Origin of the sequence: Mycobacterium sp., assembly GCF_025933915.1 — a bacterium.
Taxonomy (GTDB): domain Bacteria; phylum Actinomycetota; class Actinomycetes; order Mycobacteriales; family Mycobacteriaceae; genus Mycobacterium.
On sequence record NZ_JAICZA010000021.1, the window covers coordinates 26,045 to 44,756 of the forward strand.

18 protein-coding genes are annotated in these 18,712 nt (G+C 67.4%); 7 read left to right on the forward strand and 11 right to left on the reverse strand.

Annotation, left to right across the window (positions count from 1 at the left end; all coding sequences use genetic code 11):
• Positions 1-21 precede the first annotated feature (21 nt).
• Positions 22-1,275, forward strand: a complete 1,254-nt coding sequence (locus Q0W90_RS05445) for a chloride channel protein (protein WP_297697875.1) — start codon at positions 22-24, stop codon at positions 1,273-1,275.
• A gap of 22 nt (positions 1,276-1,297) precedes the next feature.
• Here the strand turns inward: Q0W90_RS05445 and Q0W90_RS05450 are convergent, their stop codons facing one another.
• Positions 1,298-2,140, reverse strand: coding sequence for a MaoC/PaaZ C-terminal domain-containing protein (locus Q0W90_RS05450; protein ID WP_297697834.1), 843 nt, complete (start codon positions 2,138-2,140; stop codon positions 1,298-1,300).
• Between the two features lie 16 nt (positions 2,141-2,156).
• Entirely contained in the window at positions 2,157-3,521 is a 1,365-nt protein-coding gene (locus Q0W90_RS05455; protein ID WP_297773515.1) for a 3-oxoacyl-ACP reductase, read from the reverse strand.
• 150 nt (positions 3,522-3,671) lie between these two features.
• On the opposite strand from Q0W90_RS05455, the gene Q0W90_RS05460 reads away from it, so the two are divergent.
• Positions 3,672-5,018: an acetyl-CoA C-acetyltransferase gene (locus Q0W90_RS05460; protein ID WP_297773517.1), complete on the forward strand. Its 1,347-nt coding sequence runs from the start codon at positions 3,672-3,674 to the stop codon at positions 5,016-5,018.
• A 309-nt stretch (positions 5,019-5,327) separates the two neighbouring features.
• Here Q0W90_RS05460 and Q0W90_RS05465 read toward each other — a convergent pair whose 3' ends face one another.
• The gene (locus tag Q0W90_RS05465; protein ID WP_297697840.1) at positions 5,328-7,163 is read right to left on the reverse strand and encodes an acyl-CoA dehydrogenase; all 1,836 of its coding nucleotides are present in this window, start codon (positions 7,161-7,163) and stop codon (positions 5,328-5,330) included.
• A 159-nt stretch (positions 7,164-7,322) separates the two neighbouring features.
• Here Q0W90_RS05465 and Q0W90_RS05470 point away from each other — a divergent pair, with 159 nt between their 5' ends.
• Both Q0W90_RS05470 and Q0W90_RS05475 read left to right on the forward strand, forming a co-directional pair.
• The gene (locus Q0W90_RS05470; RefSeq protein ID WP_297697842.1) at positions 7,323-8,393 is read left to right on the forward strand and encodes a 2-oxoglutarate and iron-dependent oxygenase domain-containing protein; all 1,071 of its coding nucleotides are present in this window, start codon (positions 7,323-7,325) and stop codon (positions 8,391-8,393) included.
• Between the two features lie 95 nt (positions 8,394-8,488).
• Complete coding sequence (locus Q0W90_RS05475; RefSeq protein ID WP_297697844.1) at positions 8,489-8,977, forward strand: flavin reductase family protein; 489 nt, start codon at positions 8,489-8,491, stop codon at positions 8,975-8,977.
• Positions 8,978-9,003: 26 nt separating this feature from the next.
• Here the strand turns inward: Q0W90_RS05475 and Q0W90_RS05480 are convergent, their stop codons facing one another.
• From Q0W90_RS05480 to Q0W90_RS05500, 5 genes are all read right to left on the reverse strand, one after another.
• Positions 9,004-9,168, reverse strand: coding sequence for a hypothetical protein (locus Q0W90_RS05480; RefSeq protein WP_297697846.1), 165 nt, complete (start codon positions 9,166-9,168; stop codon positions 9,004-9,006).
• Positions 9,169-9,292: 124 nt separating this feature from the next.
• A complete protein-coding gene (locus tag Q0W90_RS05485) occupies positions 9,293-10,039 on the reverse strand; it encodes a succinate dehydrogenase/fumarate reductase iron-sulfur subunit (RefSeq protein ID WP_297697848.1) in 747 nt (248 codons plus the stop codon).
• Entirely contained in the window at positions 10,040-11,968 is a 1,929-nt protein-coding gene (locus Q0W90_RS05490; protein ID WP_297773520.1) for a fumarate reductase/succinate dehydrogenase flavoprotein subunit, read from the reverse strand.
• Between the two features lie 47 nt (positions 11,969-12,015).
• Entirely contained in the window at positions 12,016-12,843 is an 828-nt protein-coding gene (locus Q0W90_RS05495) for a hypothetical protein (RefSeq protein ID WP_297697852.1), read from the reverse strand.
• A 94-nt stretch (positions 12,844-12,937) separates the two neighbouring features.
• A complete protein-coding gene (locus Q0W90_RS05500) occupies positions 12,938-13,243 on the reverse strand; it encodes a hypothetical protein (protein ID WP_297594486.1) in 306 nt (101 codons plus the stop codon).
• 105 nt (positions 13,244-13,348) lie between these two features.
• On the opposite strand from Q0W90_RS05500, the gene Q0W90_RS05505 reads away from it, so the two are divergent.
• Positions 13,349-14,110 (forward strand): isocitrate lyase/phosphoenolpyruvate mutase family protein, encoded by a 762-nt coding sequence (locus tag Q0W90_RS05505; protein ID WP_297697854.1) that lies wholly within the window; start codon positions 13,349-13,351, stop codon positions 14,108-14,110.
• A 66-nt stretch (positions 14,111-14,176) separates the two neighbouring features.
• On the opposite strand, the gene Q0W90_RS05510 is transcribed toward Q0W90_RS05505, so the two are convergent.
• Positions 14,177-14,617, reverse strand: coding sequence for an Hsp20/alpha crystallin family protein (locus tag Q0W90_RS05510; protein ID WP_297773522.1), 441 nt, complete (start codon positions 14,615-14,617; stop codon positions 14,177-14,179).
• A gap of 227 nt (positions 14,618-14,844) precedes the next feature.
• Between Q0W90_RS05510 and nirB the strand changes: the two genes are divergently transcribed.
• Positions 14,845-17,439 carry a nitrite reductase large subunit NirB gene (gene nirB, locus Q0W90_RS05515; RefSeq protein WP_297773524.1) on the forward strand — a complete coding sequence of 865 codons (2,595 nt, stop codon included), beginning with the start codon at positions 14,845-14,847 and terminating at the stop codon, positions 17,437-17,439.
• On the forward strand, positions 17,436-17,804 hold the full coding sequence (gene nirD / locus Q0W90_RS05520; RefSeq protein ID WP_297594494.1) for a nitrite reductase small subunit NirD: 369 nt from the start codon (positions 17,436-17,438) through the stop codon (positions 17,802-17,804). The genes nirB and nirD overlap by 4 nt, the downstream gene beginning before the upstream one ends.
• Positions 17,805-17,815: 11 nt before the next feature.
• On the opposite strand, the gene Q0W90_RS05525 is transcribed toward nirD, so the two are convergent.
• Positions 17,816-18,268, reverse strand: coding sequence for a hypothetical protein (locus Q0W90_RS05525; RefSeq protein ID WP_297594496.1), 453 nt, complete (start codon positions 18,266-18,268; stop codon positions 17,816-17,818).
• A 31-nt stretch (positions 18,269-18,299) separates the two neighbouring features.
• Positions 18,300-18,712 (reverse strand): CbiX/SirB N-terminal domain-containing protein (locus Q0W90_RS05530; protein ID WP_297773526.1); only part of this gene is annotated, 413 nt, incomplete at its 5' end.

Consider the following 18,712-nt stretch of genomic DNA (forward strand, 5'->3'; position numbering starts at 1 on the left):
ACAGTCCTTCAGGTGGCCCGAATGCCCGCCCCGCGATCGGACCGCGGCAACCTCGAGTTCTTTTGCGCGGTAATCATCGTCGGGCTGCTCGCCGGTGTTGCCGGATTGGCGACGACGTTCGTGCTGGGCGTCGTCCAGCACGCCACCTACCACTACAGCTTCGGCTCGCTGCTGGCCGGGGTCGCCTCCAGCAGCCCGATCCGCCGTGCGGTGGGCCCGATGATCGGCGGCGCGTTGGCGGCGCTCGGCTGGTGGCTGCTGCGCCGCAGAACGGACGTGCCGCCCCTGGCGGAAACCATTGCCCGCTCCGAACGCGTACCGCGGTTTTCGTGGAGCGTCGACGCCCTGCTGCAGGTGCTGCTCGTCGGATCCGGAGCATCGCTCGGGCGGGAGGGCGCCCCACGCCAATTCGCCGCGGCGCTGGGCGATTTGGGAACCGCATGGCTCAAGCGACTCTCCCCGCCTGACCGCGAGGTCCTGCTGGCCTGTGCGGCGGGGGCGGGGCTGGGCGCGGTGTATGCGGTTCCGCTGGCAGGGGCGCTGTTCTCGATCCGGATCCTGCTGCACACCTGGCGGCCGCGCGCGGTGGGTGCGGCCTTGCTTTCCTCCGGCTTGGCGGTCGCCGTCGGCTCGGCCATCACCCGCGATCAACCGAACCTGCCGTGGCCGATCGGCGAGTCGACCTATCTGCTGACCGCACACGGATTGTTGTTGGCGCCGGTGACTCTCGCGGTGGGTTTGGCCTTCAACCGGTTGATGGCCGCGGCGCGGCCGGCCCGCCAGCTGCGGAGCTGGGTGCTGATCCCGGCGCTGGCCGGGGCGGGCCTGGTGATGGGCGTCTGCTCGCACTGGTGGCCCGAGTTGCCCGGCAACGGCCGCAGCATCCTGACGGTCAGCCTGGCCAGCGGCATGACTTTGGTGTCGGCGCTGGCGATTCTGGCGCTGAAACCCCTACTGACCGCGCTGTTCCTGCGCGCCGGCGGGGCCGGCGGACTCTTGACACCGTCGCTGGCCACCGGCGCGGCGGCCGGGACCGCGCTGGTGCTGATGATCAACTGGGCGGGCGGGACGCACCTGCACGTGCCGGCGGTGTCGCTGGCCGGGGCCGCGGGTGTGCTCGCGGTGACCCAGGGTTCGCCGATCTGGGCGGCGATCTTCGTCTGGGAACTCGCCCGGCCGCCGCTGTGGCTGTTTGCGCTCTTCCTGCTCACCGCCACCAGCGCGTACGCGCTGAAAGTGCTTGTCTGCGGCCGCGATACAACGCACGCGGGCTAGTGGCGGGTCGCCACCGTCAGCACTAAAGCGGCCGGACGGTGCCGGTCAGGTGCGGATAGCCCTTGGCGACGTTGCGTAGCGAAATGTCCCAGCCGTCGTCGTGTTCGTCGATGTAGAGACCGGCGGTCGCGGGCAGCACCATCGGCTTACCGAATCGCACCGAGTATCGCACCGCGTCGGGAATCGCGGCTTCGATGTTAGCCAATACGGCTGCGGCGCTGAACATTCCGTGTGCGATCACGGTGGGGAATCCGAACAGCTTGGCCGCGATCGGGTTGGTGTGGATCGGGTTGTGATCGCCGCCGACGACGGCGTAGCGCCGGATGCGGCCCGGGCTGATGCGCAGCACGGTGGGCGGTGGCGCCAGCTTGGGCTGCTTCTGCGGGGGCGGTTTGGGTTCGTCGGACAGGCTGGTGCGTTGCTGGTGCAGGAACGTCGTCACCTGATGCCACGCGGTGTCGTTGCCGACGCTGACATCGGTCACCAAGTCGACCAGCAGACCTTTGCGGTGTTCGCGCAGGTTCTCGGCGTGCACGTGCACGCCGACGGTGTCGGTGACCGCGATCGGGCGGTACTGGGTGATGTGGTTTTCGGTGTGCACCGATCCCATTGCGGCAAAAGGAAAGTCGAACCCGGTCACCAGCGACATCAGCGCCGGAAAGGTCAGCGCGAACGGGTAGGTCAGCGGCACGCAGTTGCCGTAGCGCAGACCGGTGACCGCCGCGTACTCGGCCACGTTCGTGCGGTCGATGGGCAGGTCCTCGATGGTGACCGTGCGGGTGGGCAGCGCGCTGCCGCGGGACACCACCGGCAGGGCCCCGGCGGCCGCGCGCAGCATGTTCTTCAGGCCGCTTGGCTGGTTCATCACGTTCTCCTGACGCTCATGCGCCCAGCATGGCCTGGCCGCAGACGCGAATAACGTTGCCCGTCACCGCGTTTGAGGCCGGGCTGGCGAAGTAGGCGATGGCTTCGGCGACATCCACCGGCTGTCCGCCCTGCAGCAGCGAGTTCATCCGGCGCCCCACCTCGCGGGTGGCCAGCGGGATGGCGGCCGTCATCTGGGTTTCGATGAATCCCGGTGCGACGGCGTTGATGGTGATGCCCTTGCCGTAGAGCTCCGGCGCCAGCGCCTGCGTCAGGCCGATCATCCCGGCCTTGGTGGTGGCGTAGTTGGTCTGGCCGCGGTTACCCGCGATGCCGGCCATCGACGACAGGCCGACCACCCGGCCACCCTCGGCGATGCTGCCGTTGCCCACCAGCCCCTCGGTAAGGCGCAGCGGGGCAAGCAGATTGACAGCCACGACAGCGTCCCAGCGCGCATCGTCCATGTTGGCCAGCAGCTTGTCGCGGGTGATCCCGGCGTTGTTGACCAGGATGTCGGCGCGGCCGCCGTGCTGCTCGCGCAGGTGTTCGGTGATCTTGTCGACGGCATCGGAGGCGGTGACGTCGAGCCACAGTGCGGTTCCCCCGACCCGGCTGGCCGTTTCGGCCAGCGCCTCGGCGGCCGACTCGACGTCGATCGCGACGACGCGGGCGCCGTCGCGGGCGAACACCTCGGCGATGGTCGCACCGATACCGCGGGCCGCGCCGGTCACGATGGCGACCTTGCCGTCCAGCGGCCGCTCCCAGTCGCCCGGAGGGGTGGAGTCCGCCTCCCCGACGTAGAAGACCTGCCCGTCGACGTACGCGGACTTGGCCGACAGGATGAACCGCATGGTCGATTCCAGGCCCGTCGCAGCGGGTTTGGCGTCCGGCGACAGATACACCAGCGCCACCGTGCTGCCGTTGCGCAGCTCCTTGCCCAGCGAGCGGGTGAAGCCCTCCAGCGCCCGCTGCGCGATCCGCTCGTGCGGGCTCGCGGCGGCGTCGGGCGTGGTGCCGACCACCGCGACGCGCGCCGAATGGCCCAGGTTGCGCAGCAGCGGTGTGAAGAACTCGTACAGCTCTTTGAGTCCTTCTGGCGTGGTGATGCCTGTGGCGTCGAACACCAGCCCGCCGAACTGGTCGGCCCAGCGCCCGCCCAGGTTGTTGCCCACCAGGTCGTAATCCTTGGCCAGCGCCGCGCGCAGCGGCTCGACGACTCTGCCCTCCCCGCCGATCAACAGCGACCCGGCCAGCGGCGGATCACCCGCGCGGTAGCGGCGCAGCGTCTCGGGTTGCGGAACACCGAGCTGCTTGGCGAGAAACGAGCCAGGACCGGAGTTGACGATCTGAGAGAACAGATCGGACGAGACCTTGGGAGCCACCGGAGCTACCTTCCATGTTCTTGCGAAGTCGGGTATGCCTACAGCACAACCGTATCGAGGACGAACTTACTGCAGAGTAAGAACAGTGGGTAGTATGGCCCCAGACGGGCGAATCCCAAACCGATAGACCGCGAAAGCACGGAGAAAACAGTGGCCCCTGCAGGTTCTGAGGCAAGTACACCGGCTGCTCAGCGCAGCTCCGAGCGGCGTCGCGTCGCCATCCTGGGTGGGAACCGCATCCCGTTCGCCCGATCCGACGGCGCCTACGCCGAGGCCTCCAACCAGGACATGTTCACCGCCGCACTGGGCGGGCTCGTGGATCGCTTCGGGCTGGCCTGCGAGCGACTCGGGGTGGTAGTCGGCGGCGCCGTTCTCAAGCACAGCCGGGACTTCAACCTGACGCGCGAGTGCGTGCTGGGTTCGCAGCTGTCGTCATACACGCCGGCTTTCGATCTGCAGCAGGCCTGCGGCACCGGGCTGCAGGCGGCGATCGCCGCCGCCGACGGCATCGCGGCCGGCCGCTACGAGGTGGCCGCCGCCGGCGGGGTGGACACCACCTCCGACGCGCCGATCGGCCTGGGCGACAACCTGCGCCGCACCCTGCTGAAGTTGCGTCGGGCCAAGTCCAACGTCCAACGGCTGAAGCTGGTGGGCACGCTGCCCGCGACGCTGGGCGTCGAGATCCCGGTCAACAGCGAACCGCGCACCGGGCTGTCCATGGGGGAGCACCAGGCGATCACCGCCAAGCAGATGGGCATCCCGCGCGTCGCCCAGGACGAGCTGGCCGCCGCCAGCCACCGCAACATGGCCGCCGCCTACGATCGCGGCTTCTTCGACGACCTGGTCACACCGTTTTTGGGGCTGTACCGCGACGACAACCTGCGACCGGACTCGTCGGCGGAGAAGCTGGCCAAGCTGCGGCCGGTGTTCGGGGTGAAGGCCGGCGACGCGACGATGACGGCCGGCAACTCGACCCCGCTGACCGACGGCGCGTCGGTGGCCCTGCTGGGCACCGACGAGTGGGCGGCCGCTCACTCGCTGACCCCGCTGGCTTACCTGGTGGATGCGGAGACGGCGGCGGTCGACTACGTCAACGGCCGCGACGGCCTGCTCATGGCCCCGACCTACGCGGTGCCGCGGCTGCTCGCCCGCAATGGCCTGAACTTGCAGGACTTCGACTTCTACGAGATCCACGAGGCGTTCGCGTCGGTGGTGCTGGCCCACCTGCAGGCCTTCGAGTCCGAGGAGTACTGCAAGGGACGCCTGGGCCTGGACGCCGCGCTGGGCTCGATCGACCGGTCCAAGCTGAACGTCAACGGCTCATCGCTGGCCGCCGGCCACCCGTTCGCGGCCACCGGCGGGCGGATCCTGGCGCAGGCCGCCAAGCAGCTCGCGCAACGCAAGGCCGAGCAGAAGGGCGCGGACAAACCCGTGCGCGCCCTGGTCTCGATCTGCGCGGCCGGCGGCCAGGGAGTGGCCGCGATCCTGGAGGCCTGACCGGTCGGGCCCATGAAATGGGTCACATCGGGTTAGTGATCAGAGGCGACGGGTATCCGTGACCCCGGATAGCCCCGTGTTGTGGTCTGACCCCCGACCCCGACGGCAATACGGGGCATCCCGGGGACGACCGCCTGTCAGTTCCACCGATGGGCGAACGAAAAGGGCCGCCGCTGGAGTGAGGGGATCCAGCGGCGGCCTTTTTGGCTGTTGCGCCGGGTTGGCTGCCGCCCAGCCGCTGGGCCGGCCAACGCAAAATCCCCCGCTTCGCGAGCGAAGCGGGGGATTTGTGCGTCCGTTCGAGGCGGCCTAGAAGGCGGCCTCGTCGAGCTCCATGATGTCGTTGTCCAGCGTGTCGATGACCTCGCGGGTGCTGGTCAGCATCGGCAGGAAGTTCTTCGCGAAGAACGATGCCACCGCGATCTTGCCCTCGTAGAAGGACCGCTCCTCGCCGCTGGCGCCGGCGTCGAGCGCCGCCACGGCCACCGCGGCCTGACGCTGCAACAACCAGCCGATGACCAGGTCACCAACGCTCATCAGGAAGCGCACCGAACCCAGGCCCACCTTGTACAGGCTGGTCACGTCCTCCTGGGCCGCCATCAGGTAGCCGGTCAGCGTGGCCGCCATCGCCTGAACGTCGGTCAGGGCCTTGGCCAACAGCTCCCGCTCGGACTTGAGCCGGCCGTTGCCGGACTCGTTGTCGACGAACTTCTGGATCTGCTCGGACACGTGGGCCAGCGCCACACCCTTGTCGCGGACGATCTTGCGGAAGAAGAAGTCCTGCGCCTGGATGGCGGTGGTGCCCTCGTAGAGCGAGTCGATCTTGGCGTCCCGGATGTACTGCTCGATCGGGTAGTCCTGCAGGAAGCCGGACCCACCGAAGGTCTGCAGGCTCTCGGTGAGCTTGGCGTAGGCCTGCTCGGAGCCGACACCCTTGACGATCGGCAGCATCAGGTCGTTGACCTTGACGGCCAGGTCGGCGTCCACACCGTGCAGTGCCTTGGCGACCGCCGCGTCCTGGTAGGTCGCGGTGTACAGGTACAGCGCGCGCAGACCCTCGGCGTAGGCCTTCTGGGTCATCAGGCTGCGGCGCACGTCCGGGTGGTGCGTGATGGTCACGCGCGGCGCGGTCTTGTCGGTCATCTGGGTCAGGTCGGCGCCCTGCACCCGCTCCTTGGCGTACGCCAGAGCGTTCAGGTAACCGGTCGACAACGTCGCGATGGCCTTGGTGCCGACCAGCATGCGAGCGTTCTCGATGACCTCGAACATCTGCGCGATGCCGTTGTGCACCTCGCCGACGAGCCAGCCCTTGGCCGGTACGTCGTGCTGGCCGAAGGTCAGCTCACACGTAGCCGAGACCTTCAGGCCCATCTTGTGCTCGACGTTGGTGACAAAGACGCCGTTACGCTCGCCCAGTTCACCGGTCTCGAAGTCGAACAGGAACTTCGGCACGAAGAACAGCGACAGACCCTTGGTGCCGGGTCCGGCACCCTCGGGACGGGCCAGCACCAGGTGGAAGATGTTCTCGAACATGTCGTCAGAGTCACCCGAGGTGATGAACCGCTTCACGCCGTCGATGTGCCAGGAGCCGTCGTCCTGCTGAACGGCCTTGGTCCGGCCGGCGCCGACGTCGGAGCCGGCGTCCGGCTCGGTCAGCACCATCGTGGAACCCCAGCCGCGCTCCGCGGCGATGATGGCCCACTTCTTCTGCTCTTCGGTCGCCAGGTTGTAGAAGATCTGGGCGAATCCCGCGCCACCGGCGTACATCCAGACGGCGGGGTTGGCGCCGAGCAGGTGCTCGTGCAGCGCCCAGAGCATCACCTTGGGCATCGGCACGCCGCCGAGCGCCTCGTCGAGGCCGACCTTGTCCCATCCGGCCTCGATGACGGCGTGGACGGACTTCTTGAAAGATTCGGGCAGCGTCACCGAGTGCGTTTTCGGGTCGAAGACCGGCGGGTTGCGGTCGCCCTCGACGAACGACTCGGCGATCGGCCCCTCGGCCAGCCGGCTGATTTCGTTCAGCATTTCGCGGGCGGTGTCGACGTCCAGGTCGCTGTATTCGCCCTGGCCTAACGCCTTGTCAACGCCCAGAACCTCGAACAGGTTGAACGCCTGGTCGCGGACGTTGCTCTTGTAGTGGCTCACTACGGTCCTCCTCGTTGAGAATGCCACTTGTGGTTGGGTACTAGGTCTAAGTTACCCACCAGTAACAACACTAAAATATCGTTCGCGTCAGCGGGATGCAAGTCGATGTGAGCTAAATTTCATTACCTAATTAACCAACCGGTTGGAAAGGGCGTGGTGATGCCATCCGGGATCCGCTCTACCTGCGGCGATGCTGGAGATGCGACTGGTGTGCGGGGCGTCACTCCAGTGCCCGTCGTGGACCTGCGGGACGCTCCCGGTCGGCTGCGGGCCGGTCTGCGCGAGGCCGGCCACCGGGTCGGGTTCTTCTATCTGACCGGTCATGGGGTCCCGCCGGAACTGGTGACGCGGGTGCTCGGGGCGGCTCGCCGGCTCTTCGAGCTGCCGCAGGCGGACAAGGACTCGGTCGCCATGGTGCGCAGCCCACATTTCCGCGGCTACACCCGGCTCGGTGGCGAGTTGACCCGCGGCGAGGTGGACTGGCGCGAGCAGATCGACATCGGGCCGCAACGGCCGCCGATCGGCGGGCTGGGGAGGTCCGACTACCGGTGGCTCCAGGGGCCCAACCAGTGGCCGGCCGCGCTGCCGGAGCTGCCCGGAATCGTCGAGGAGTGGGATGCTGCGCTGTCCTCGGTGGCCCGCACCCTGCTGCGACACTGGGCGGCCGCCCTGGGTAGCCCGGCCGACGTGTTCGACTCGGCCTTCGCCGAAACCCCGGCCACGCTGATCAAAATCATTCGCTACCCGGGACACGCGGGCAGCTCCCAGGGTGTGGGTGCGCATCGGGATGCCGGCGTGCTCACGCTGCTGCTGGCGGAGCCGGAGAGCCGGGGCCTGCAGGTGCGGCGGTGCTCCGACGACGGCTGGATCGACGTGCCGCCGCGCGACGGGGCGTTCATCGTCAACATCGGTGAGCTGCTGGAGGCGGCAACGCGCGGCTACCTACGGGCCACCGAACACCGGGTCAACCTGCAGGGGCGGCCGGGAGACCGGATCTCGGTGCCCTATTTCTTCAATCCGCGCCTCGACGCGCGCGTACCGGTGCTGTCGCTGCCCCCGGAACTTTCGGCGCCCGCGGCGCACAGCGATCAACGATGGACGCCGTCCCGCGATCCCGGCGACCCCATCTTCTCGGTCTACGGCCGCAACGCCTGGAAGAGCCGGTTGCGCTCGCACCCCGATGTCGCCTCCGCGCACGGATTTTCGGCGGCCCGCGGCGACCGGGAATGACGCAGAATGACTCAGGGTGGCTGCGCCGGCGCGGCGCGCGCCGGGTAGGGTCACGTCCGTAAACACGTCTGGGGCTCTAGGGGCGAAAAAGTCCGGTGAACTCGAACAACAAGCTGACAGCGTCGTCACTTCGTGAGGCCTTCGGTCATTTCCCGTCCGGCGTGGTGGCCATCGCCGCCGAGGTGAACGGAACCCGGGAGGGCCTGGCCGCCAGCACCTTTGTGCCCGTCTCGCTGGACCCGCCGTTGGTGTCGTTCTGCGTGCAGAACACCTCGACGACGTGGCCCAAGCTCAAGGACCTGCCGATGCTGGGCATCAGCGTGCTCGGCGAGGAGCACGATGCGGCCGCCCGCACGCTGGCCGCCAAGACCGGCGACAGGTTCGCCGGTCTGGAGACGGTCTCCAGGACCACCGGCGCGGTGTTCATCAAGGGCACCGGCCTCTGGCTGGAAAGCGCGATCGAGCAACTCATTCCGGCCGGGGATCACACGATCGTGGTGTTGCGGGTCAGCGAGGTGACCGTGGACGCCGAGGTGGCGCCCATCGTGTTTCACCGGAGCAATTTTCGCCGTCTCGGCGCCTGACGCGGGCTTTTCGGGCCCCGCCCCCGCTAGGGGCGGTGGCTCAGTTCTTCCCGAAAGCCTTGGATGCGGGTCTCGAGTTCGGCGGCGTCGTTGTGCCGGCCCTCTTTGTTCGCGAGCTGGGCGCGTACCGACAATTGCCGGATAGCGGTACGAATGTTGTTGATGCTGGCGGTTTCTCGCCTCGGTTCCATGAGCTGCCTTTCCGGTCGCGGGTACACGGCCGCTCTCGGGCGGCCCGACAGGATGCAGTGTGGTTACCCGGCTACCGCGCCGGCCTAACCCCGCCGGCCGGGTGGGTGCGCGCGGCGCGTGCGATCAGCGACGGAACAGCTTGTTACCGAGCCACACCACCGGGTCGTAGCGGCGACCGGCGACGCGCTCCTTCATCGGGATGATGGCGTTGTCGGTGATCTTGATGCCTTCGGGGCAGACATCGGTGCAGCACTTGGTGATGTTGCACATGCCGATACCCGCCTCGTCCTGGGCGAGGTCGCGGCGGTCCCCCGTGTCGAGCGGATGCATCTCCAATTCCGCGATCCGGATGAAGAAGCGCGGCCCGGCGAACGACTTCTTGTTGTCCTCGTGGTCGCGGATCACGTGGCAGACGTTCTGGCACAGGAAGCACTCGATGCACTTGCGGAACTCCTGCGAGCGTTCGACATCGGCCTGCGCCATCCGGTACTCGCCGGGCTGCAGATCCTTGGGCGGCTTGAAAGACGGGATCTCGCGGGCCTTCTCGTAGTTGAACGAGACGTCGGTGACCAGGTCCCGGATCACCGGGAACGTTCGCATCGGCGTCACGGTGACGACCTCGTCCTCGGCGAACGTGGACATCCGGGTCATGCACAGCAACCGCGGATAGCCGTTGATCTCCGCCGAACACGAGCCGCACTTGCCCGCCTTGCAGTTCCACCGGACGGCCAGATCGGGCGTTTGGGTCTGCTGCAGGCGATGGATGATGTCGAGGACGACCTCACCCTCGTTGACCTCGACGGTGAAGTCCTGCAGACCACCGTCGGCGTCGTCGCCGCGCCACACCCGCATCGTCGCGTTGTAGGTCATTTACTTCTCCGTCCTGGGTGCCCGCCCTGGGTGCCCGGCGAGTTCCTCGTCGGTGTAGTACTTCTCCAGCTCGGCGATGTCGAACAGTTCCAGCAGATCGGGCCGCATCGGCGTCTGATCCTTCTTCGTGATGGTGATGTCGGGTATCACCTCGTCGCCGCCGGCCGCCTCGCAGACCAGCAACAGCTTGCGCCACGACGAGTCCATCGACGGGTGGTCGTCGCGGGTGTGCCCGCCGCGGCTCTCGGTGCGCTGCAGCGCGGCCTTGGCGACGCACTCGCTGACCAGCAGCATGTTGCGCAGGTCGATGGCCAGATTCCAGCCCGGGTTGTAGCGGCGTTGCCCCTCCACGTGGAGGTTCTTGAACCGTTCCCGCAGTTTGTCGAGCCGGGCCAGGGCCTCCGAGACCTCGTCGGCGTTGCGAATGATGCCGACCAGGTCGTTCATCGACTGCTGCAGCTCCAGCTGCAGGCTGTAGGGGTTCTCGGCGGGAGCGCCGTCGGCCGGTGCCTCGAAGGGCGCCAGCGCCCGCTTCGCTGCCGTGTCCACGGCGGGTTCGCCGATCGTCGGGCGGCTGCTCAGCGCCCGCACGTAGTCGGCGGCGCCCAGGCCGGCGCGGCGACCGAACACCAGCAGGTCCGACAGCGAGTTGCCGCCCAACCGGTTCGAGCCGTGCATACCGCCGGAGCATTCGCCGGCGGCGAAGAGCCCGGGGACGGTGGCCGCTCCGGTGTCGGCGTCGACCTCGATACCACCCATCACGTAGTGGCAGGTCGGTCCGACTTCCATCGGCTCCTTGGTGATGTCGACCCCGGCCAGCTCCTTGAACTGGTGGTACATCGAGGGCAGGCGCTTGTTGATCTCCGCCGGTGTCAGCCGCGACGCGATGTCGAGGAAGACGCCACCGTGCGGGCTGCCCCGACCGGCCTTGACCTCGGAGTTGATCGCGCGCGCGACCTCGTCGCGCGGCAGCAGGTCAGGAGTGCGGCGGGCCGAGTCGTTGTCTTTGAGCCACTGGTCGGCCTCTTGCTCGGTTTCGGCGTACTGGCCCTTGAACACCGCGGGGATGTAGTCGAACATGAACCGCTTGCCGTCGGAGTTCTTCAGCACCCCGCCGTCACCGCGGACACCCTCGGTGACCAGGATCCCCTTCACACTCGGCGGCCACACCATGCCCGTCGGGTGGAACTGGACGAACTCCATGTTGATCAGCGACGCGCCCGCCCGCAGCGCCAGTGCGTGCCCGTCGCCGGTGTACTCCCAGGAGTTCGAGGTGACCTTGAACGACTTGCCGATCCCGCCGGTGGCCAGCACTATCGCGGGCGCCTCGAACAGGACGAACTGGCCGCTCTCGCGCCAGTAGCCGAACGCCCCGGCGATCGCGTCACCGTCCTTGATCAATTCGGTGATCGCGCACTCGGCGAACACCCTGATGCGCGCCTCGTAGTCGCCGTGTTCGGCGAAATCCTCCTGCTGCAGCGAGACGACCTTCTGCTGCATGGTGCGGATCAGTTCCAGGCCGGTGCGGTCACCGACGTGGGCCAGCCGCGGGTAGGTGTGCCCACCGAAGTTGCGCTGGCTGATCTTGCCGTCCTTGAGGCGATCGAACAGCGCGCCATAGGTTTCCAGCTCCCAGACGCGGTCCGGTGCCTCCCTGGCGTGCAGTTCGGCCATGCGCCAGTTGTTGAGGAACTTCCCGCCGCGCATGGTGTCACCGAAGTGGGTCTGCCAGTTGTCTTTCGGGTTGGTGTTGCCCATCGAGGCGGCACAGCCGCCCTCGGCCATCACCGTGTGCGCCTTGCCGAACAGGGACTTGGTTACCACCGCGACGCGCAGACCCCGTTCACGCGCTTCGATGACCGCGCGTAATCCCGCGCCGCCGGCGCCGATGACAACTACGTCGTAGGCATGCCGCTCGACATCAACCATGAAACCCTCGCTAGCTAAGTTCTGATTTTCTTAAGTCAAATGGCTTTTCAGCCAACAAATCTCAGGTCGCCGATAGTGCCGCTGGCCACCAGCGCGATGTAGAAATCGGTGAGCATCAGGGTGCCCAGCGTGATCCAGGCGAACTGCTTGTGCCGGATGTTGATGACGCTGACTTTTGACCAGATCCAGTACCGCACAGGGTTTTTGGAGAAGTGCTTGAGGCGCCCGCCGGTGACGTGCCGGCACGAATGGCAGGACAGCGTGTAGAACCACAGCATGATGACGTTGCCGAGCAGGACCAGGTTGCCCAGCCCGAAGCCGAATCCACCCGGTCCGCTTTCGGAATGGAACGCGACGATCGCGTCGTAGGTGTTGACGATCGAGATGACGCAGGCGATATAGAAGAAGTACCGGTGGGTGTTCTGGACGATCAGCGGGAACTTGGTCTCGCCGGTGTAGTGCACGCGAGGCTCGGCCACCGCGCAGGCGGTGGGCGACTGCCACACCGTGCGGTAGTAGGCGCCGCGGTAGTAGTAGCAGGTCAGCCGGAACAGCAGCAGGAACGGCAACGACAGCGCCGCGTAGGGCAACCACCACACGTCCGGCAGGAACTGCGGCCAGATGTCGCCCGCCTCACCGCAAGCCTTGCTGACGCACGGCGAGTAGAACGGTGTCAGGTAGTGGTACTTCGGGACGAAGAAGTAATCCTGCTGGAACGCCCGGGCCGTCGCGTAGATGATGAACGCGGCGAAGCCGAGGTCGATCCTCAGTGGCGACATCCACCACCGGTCGGTGCGTAGGGTCCGTTGCCGGATACGGGCGCGTGTGGGTGAAAAGACACCGGACGCAGGACGGTTCGCCGTGGGTGCGCTCATCTAGTTGTTCCTCTTCGAACGGGCTGTCTGTCGAAGGGTACACAGAGAGACGCCCCCCTTCTGCGGGGGGCTTCGGTCGGGGGGTTCGGGTCGTTCAGGACCTGTGGTAACCGCCGACGCCCTCGTCGTCGACATCACGCCAGAATTCGCTGTCGTACGGGGTGTCGGGAATGACGATCTTCTCGCCGGACTGCTGCACGGTGGCGCCCGCCAGGTCCAATTCGGACACGTCCGTGTCGAGCAGGTCGACGTCGGACAGGATGCGGTCGGCGTCGATGACGATGCGGCGCATCGCGGGGCTGTCGCCGTATCGCGCCCGCAGCGAGCTCACGCACCGCCGCAGGCCGCCGATGAGGTCGTGCAGTTCGGCGAATTCGGTCGTGCCAGTCGTGCTCGTCAACGCATCTCCTCGGCAGTGTTTCGGATCACAGTACGCTCTCAATACTATCCACGGCACAGCCGAACGTCAGACCATTGAGCCCGGACGCCAAGGGAGCGAATACTTATGACGGGCCCCACCACGCCGGCCGAGCGCGCGACCACTCTCTTGAAGCTGCATCGGCCGGGCAACCCGGTCATCCTGCCGACCGTGTGGGATGCCTGGTCGGCGCGGCTGGCCGCCGGCGCCGGGTTCGCCGCCCTGACCGTGGGCAGCCATCCGATGGCGGACTCGATCGGCAAACCCGACAACGAGGGCATGTCGTTCGACGACGTCCTTGATCGCGTCGCGCAGATCACCGCTGCGGTCGACATCCCGGTGTCCGTGGACATCGAATCCGGCTACGGACTCCCGGCGGCCCGCCTGATCGAGGGCTTGCTGAGCGTCGGGGCCGTCGGCCTGAACATCGAGGACACCGTGCACTCGGAGGACAAGCGGCTGCGGTCCCCGGCCGAACACGCCGAACTGGTCGGCGAGTTGCGGTCGGCCGCCGAGGCGGCCGCAGTACATGTGGTCATCAATGCACGGACCGATCTGTTCCTGCGCCAGGATGGCGAGGAGTCTGATCGCGTCGACCGCGCCGTGGCGCGACTGAATCAGGCCGCTGCCGCCGGCGCCGACGTTCTCTACCCGGTCGGCCGCCACCACCCTGACACGTTGCGTCGCTTGACCGCCGAGCTGGTGTTGCCGGTCAATGCGATCGCGCTGCCCGACCAGGACGACCCGGCGACCTTCGGTCCGTTGGGGGTGGCGCGAATCAGCTTCGGGCCCTTCCTGCAGGCCGCGTTGACGGGCCGCGCCAAAGAGCTGCTCGCCCGCTGGGGCTGACGCCACCGATGCCATGAATCCGGCGGAGCCGTTGCGGCCCCGCCGGATTCACGCGGTTATCGGGGGTTACTTGGTGATCGAGATGCGCTGCGCCTGGTTCCCGGCGTACACACCGGTGACCCGCACCGTGAGCACACCGGCGTCGTAGGACGCCGTGATGGCGTCGCCGGTGACGTGGGCGGGCAGCTGGAACGACCGGCGGAACGAGCCGTAGCGGATCTCCCGCAGCGTGCGGCCGTTCTCCTCCTCCGAGTGTTCGTCGCGGTGTTCGCCGTGGATGACCAGACGGCCACGGTCCACCTCGACGTTGACGTCGTTGTCGACGTCAACGCCCGGGAGTTCGAGACGTACGATCGCGTCGTCACCGTCCTTGACGATCTCGGCGGCGGGCTTGAAACCGCTGGTCGCCGGGTTGTTCCAGTCCGCAGCCGCGGCGGGGCCGAAAAAGTCGCGCAACCACCGGTCGGTGTCCCAGGCCGGTCGCGACCACAGTGCGAGGTTGCTCATGGTGCTTCCCTTCCAATTCCTTGATCTTCGTTGTGAGATTCCTGTGGCCGGTGCTCCGATGACCGGCTACTTGTAGAAACATGAGTCGACCACGCTAAAGTTCCAGCTGGCCGTTCGCCCGCAGCGAACAATCACTCACAGGGATCCCTGTGAGTTGTGAGATCCTCGTCATAGGACTGTCACATTGCGCGAAAGAGACGTAATTTCTGGCCGTTACTCTCAAAGCCATGTCTGCAGACGGGATTTCGCGCGCCAGCTGTGCGCGTCGTCACATCATCGTAGTCGGACATGGCATGGTGGGGCACCGGTTCGTCGAGGCGCTCCGCGCCCGTGACACCGAGAGACGTTGGCACATCACGGTTTTCGCCGAAGAGACTGACGCGGCCTATGACCGGGTGGGGCTGACCTCCTACACCGAAAGCTGGGACCGCAAGCTGCTGGCGCTGCCCGGCAACGAGTACGAGGGTGACGAGCAGGTCCGGCTGGTGCTGAACCAGCGGGTCGCCGAAATCGACCGCGCGGCAAAGTCGGTGCTCACCGCCGACGGCCGGCGCCACAGCTACGACACCTTGGTCCTGGCGACCGGTTCCTACGCGTTCGTGCCGCCGGTGCCCGGCCACGATCTGCCCGCGTGCCACGTGTACCGCACGCTCGACGACCTCGACGCCATCCGCGCCGGTGCCCTGCGCACGGCGGAAGCCTCGCACGGCACCGCGGGCGTGGTCATCGGCGGTGGCCTGCTCGGGCTGGAAGCCGCTAATGCGCTGCGCCAGTTCGGGTTGCAGACCCACGTCATCGAGATGATGCCGCGGCTGATGGCCCAGCAGATCGACGAGGCCGGCGGTGCGCTGCTGGCCCGGATGATCGGCGACCTGGGTATCTCGCTCCATGTCGGGACGGGCACCGAGTCGATCGAATCGGTTGAGCGGCCGGACGGGTCAACGTCGGTGCGGGTGCGGCTGACCGACGGTCAGGTCGTCGACGCCGGCCTGGTGATTTTCGCGGCCGGCATCCGGCCGCGTGACGAACTGGCGGTCGCCGCCGGGCTGACGCGCGCCGAACGTGGCGGGGTGCTCACCGACCTATCCTGCCGGACAAGCGATCCCGACATTTACGCGATCGGCGAGGTCGCCGCGATCGGCGGCCGGTGCTACGGCTTGGTGGGACCCGGCTACACCTCCGCCGAGGTGGTGGCCGACCGGTTGCTGGACGGCATCGCGGAGTTCGGCGAAGCGGACCTGTCCACGAAGCTCAAACTGCTGGGCGTCGACGTGGCCAGCTTCGGTGATGCGATGGGGGTTACGGAGAACTGCCTCGAGGTCGCGATCAACGACGCGGTCAACCGGACGTACGCCAAGCTGGTGCTCTCCGACGACGCCAAGACCCTGCTCGGGGGCGTCCTGGTCGGCGACGCCTCGTCTTACGGGGTGCTGCGGCCCATGGTCGGCAGCGAGCTGCCCGGGGACCCGCTCGCGCTGATCGCCCCGGCGCAACCCGATGGCGGCGAGGCTTTGGGCGTTGGGGCCCTGCCGGATTCGGCGCAGATCTGCTCATGCAACAACGTCACCAAGGGCGATCTGAAATACGCGATCGCCGCCGGCTGCGCCGATGTCGCCTCGCTCAAGTCGTGCACGTCGGCCGGAACCTCATGCGGGTCGTGCGTGCCGCTGCTCAAGCAGCTACTGGAAGCCGAGGGCGTCGAGCAGTCCAAGGCGCTGTGCGAACACTTCGGCCAGTCGCGCGCCGAGCTCTTCGAGATCATCTCGGCTACCGAGATCCGGACGTTCTCGGGCCTGTTGGAGCGCTTCGGCCGCGGAAAGGGTTGCGACATCTGCAAACCCGTGGTCGCCTCGATCCTGGCGTCCACCGGCTCCGACCACATCCTCGAGGGCGAGCAGGCCTCGCTGCAGGATTCCAACGACCACTTCCTGGCCAACATCCAGAAGAACGGCAGCTACTCGGTGGTGCCCCGGGTCCCCGGTGGTGACATCAAGCCCGAGCATCTGATCCTGATCGGTCAGATCGCCCAGGACTTCGGCCTTTACACCAAGATCACCGGGGGCCAGCGGATCGACCTGTTCGGCGCGCGGGTGGACCAACTGCCGGAGATCTGGAAACGCCTGGTCGACGGCGGCATGGAATCCGGCCACGCGTACGGCAAGGCGCTGCGCACGGTGAAGAGCTGCGTGGGCACCGACTGGTGCCGTTACGGGCAGCAGGATTCGGTGCAGCTGGCCATCGACCTCGAGCTGCGCTACCGCGGTCTGCGGGCGCCGCACAAGATCAAAATGGGGGTCTCGGGCTGCGCGCGGGAGTGCGCCGAGGCGCGCTCCAAGGACGTGGGCGTGATCGCCACCGAAAAGGGCTGGAACCTCTACGTCGGTGGCAACGGCGGGATGACCCCCAAGCACGCGCAGCTGCTGGTCAGCGACCTCGACACCGAGACGCTGGTCCGTTACGTCGATCGGTTCGTCATGTACTACATCCGGACGGCCGACCGGTTGCAGCGCACCGCGCCGTGGGTCGAGTCGCTCGCCGGCGGCCTGGACCACGTGCGTGAGGTCGTCTGCGAGGACTCGCTGGGCCTGGCAGAGGAATTCGAGGCCGCAATGGAGCGGCATGTACAGAACTACAAGTGCGAATGGAAGGGCGTGCTCGACGATCCGGACAAGCTGTCGCGGTTCGTTTCGTTCGTCAACGCCCCCGACGCCGTCGATTCGACCGTGACATTCACCGAGCATGCCGGCCGCAAAATCCCTGTGTCCATTGGCATGCCGACGGTCCGTGACGAAAGCCCCGGAGGAACGAGGAAGGTATCATGACGCTTCTCAACGACATTGCGGTGTGGACGCGCGCTTGCTCTTACGACCACCTCATTCCGGGTCGCGGTGTCGGCGTACTGCTCGACGACGGTTCCCAGGCCGCGTTGTTCCGGCTCGACGACGGCTCGGTGCGCGCGGTGGGTAACGTCGACCCGTTCTCCGGCGCGGCCGTGCTGTCCCGCGGCATCGTGGGCGACCGCGGGGGCTGCGTCACGGTTCAGTCGCCCATTCTCAAGCAGGCGTTTTCGCTCGAAGACGGTTCCTGCCTGGACGATCCGAATGTTTCGGTGCCGGTGTACCCGGTGCGGATCACCGCCGACGGCTTCGTCCAGATCGCGCGCGACGACGAGCCCCGGGCCGCCTGAGCGCGCGGCGCTCAGCGGGTGATGTCACCGACCAGGTAGCGCTGCATCGTCGGCCCGATCGCGTCGACCAGCGCGTCCACCGACATCGAGTGCAGCGGCTCGGAGCGGATGCCATAGCGCATGATGCCCAGGCCCACGAGCTGAGAGGCGCACAACGAAGCCCGCGTGGCGGCCTTGTCGGCGCCCAGAATTTTCAGCAGTGGACCGAACACCGGGCCGACGAAATTGCTCTGGACGATCTCGGCGGTCTTGGCCATCCCCGTGGACGCGACGGCACTGGCCGCGAACGGCCCGCCGCCGGCGGCATCCCAGGTGGTGATCAGCATCCCCAGCGTCCGGCGGCCTACCTGGTTGACCCCTCCGGTGACGATCCGGTCGATGAATTCCGGTGTGCCGAACGGCAACCGCAACATCTTGGCGACCGGGTCAAGGAGCCCATGCGACGGCTCTTCGCGAGGGGGCATGGTGCCAGGATCGCCGGTTTACGACCAAAGATCAAGGAATGGGCCGCAACGCGTGCGCGTGTGCGAGCTGATGCGGGCCCGATCGGCGTGATGCCCGCCGGGCGGTGGCGGCGAGGACCGGCGGCAGGGCCCGGCGGAATCGGTTCGCGATCAAGCGCGCCAGACCCGGGTGGGTGCCCAGCGGCTGACCGACCAGGTCGGCGCCGCAGGCGTGCAGCCGTTGCTGGAACAGGCCGTCGGCCAGCAGGTAGGAGGCGACCACGACGCGCCCACCGTCGCGGCGCCCGTGCCGCCGCGCCCGGGCGACGGCCTCGTGCAGTTGCGGATCTCCGGTGGCCGCGAACGCCAGGCTCACCCGTGATCCGGTGAGCGCCGACAACAACGTCGCCGTGGTGTGCAGGTCGGCCCGCGCCTTGTCATCCGAGGTTCCCGCCGCCGCCAGAA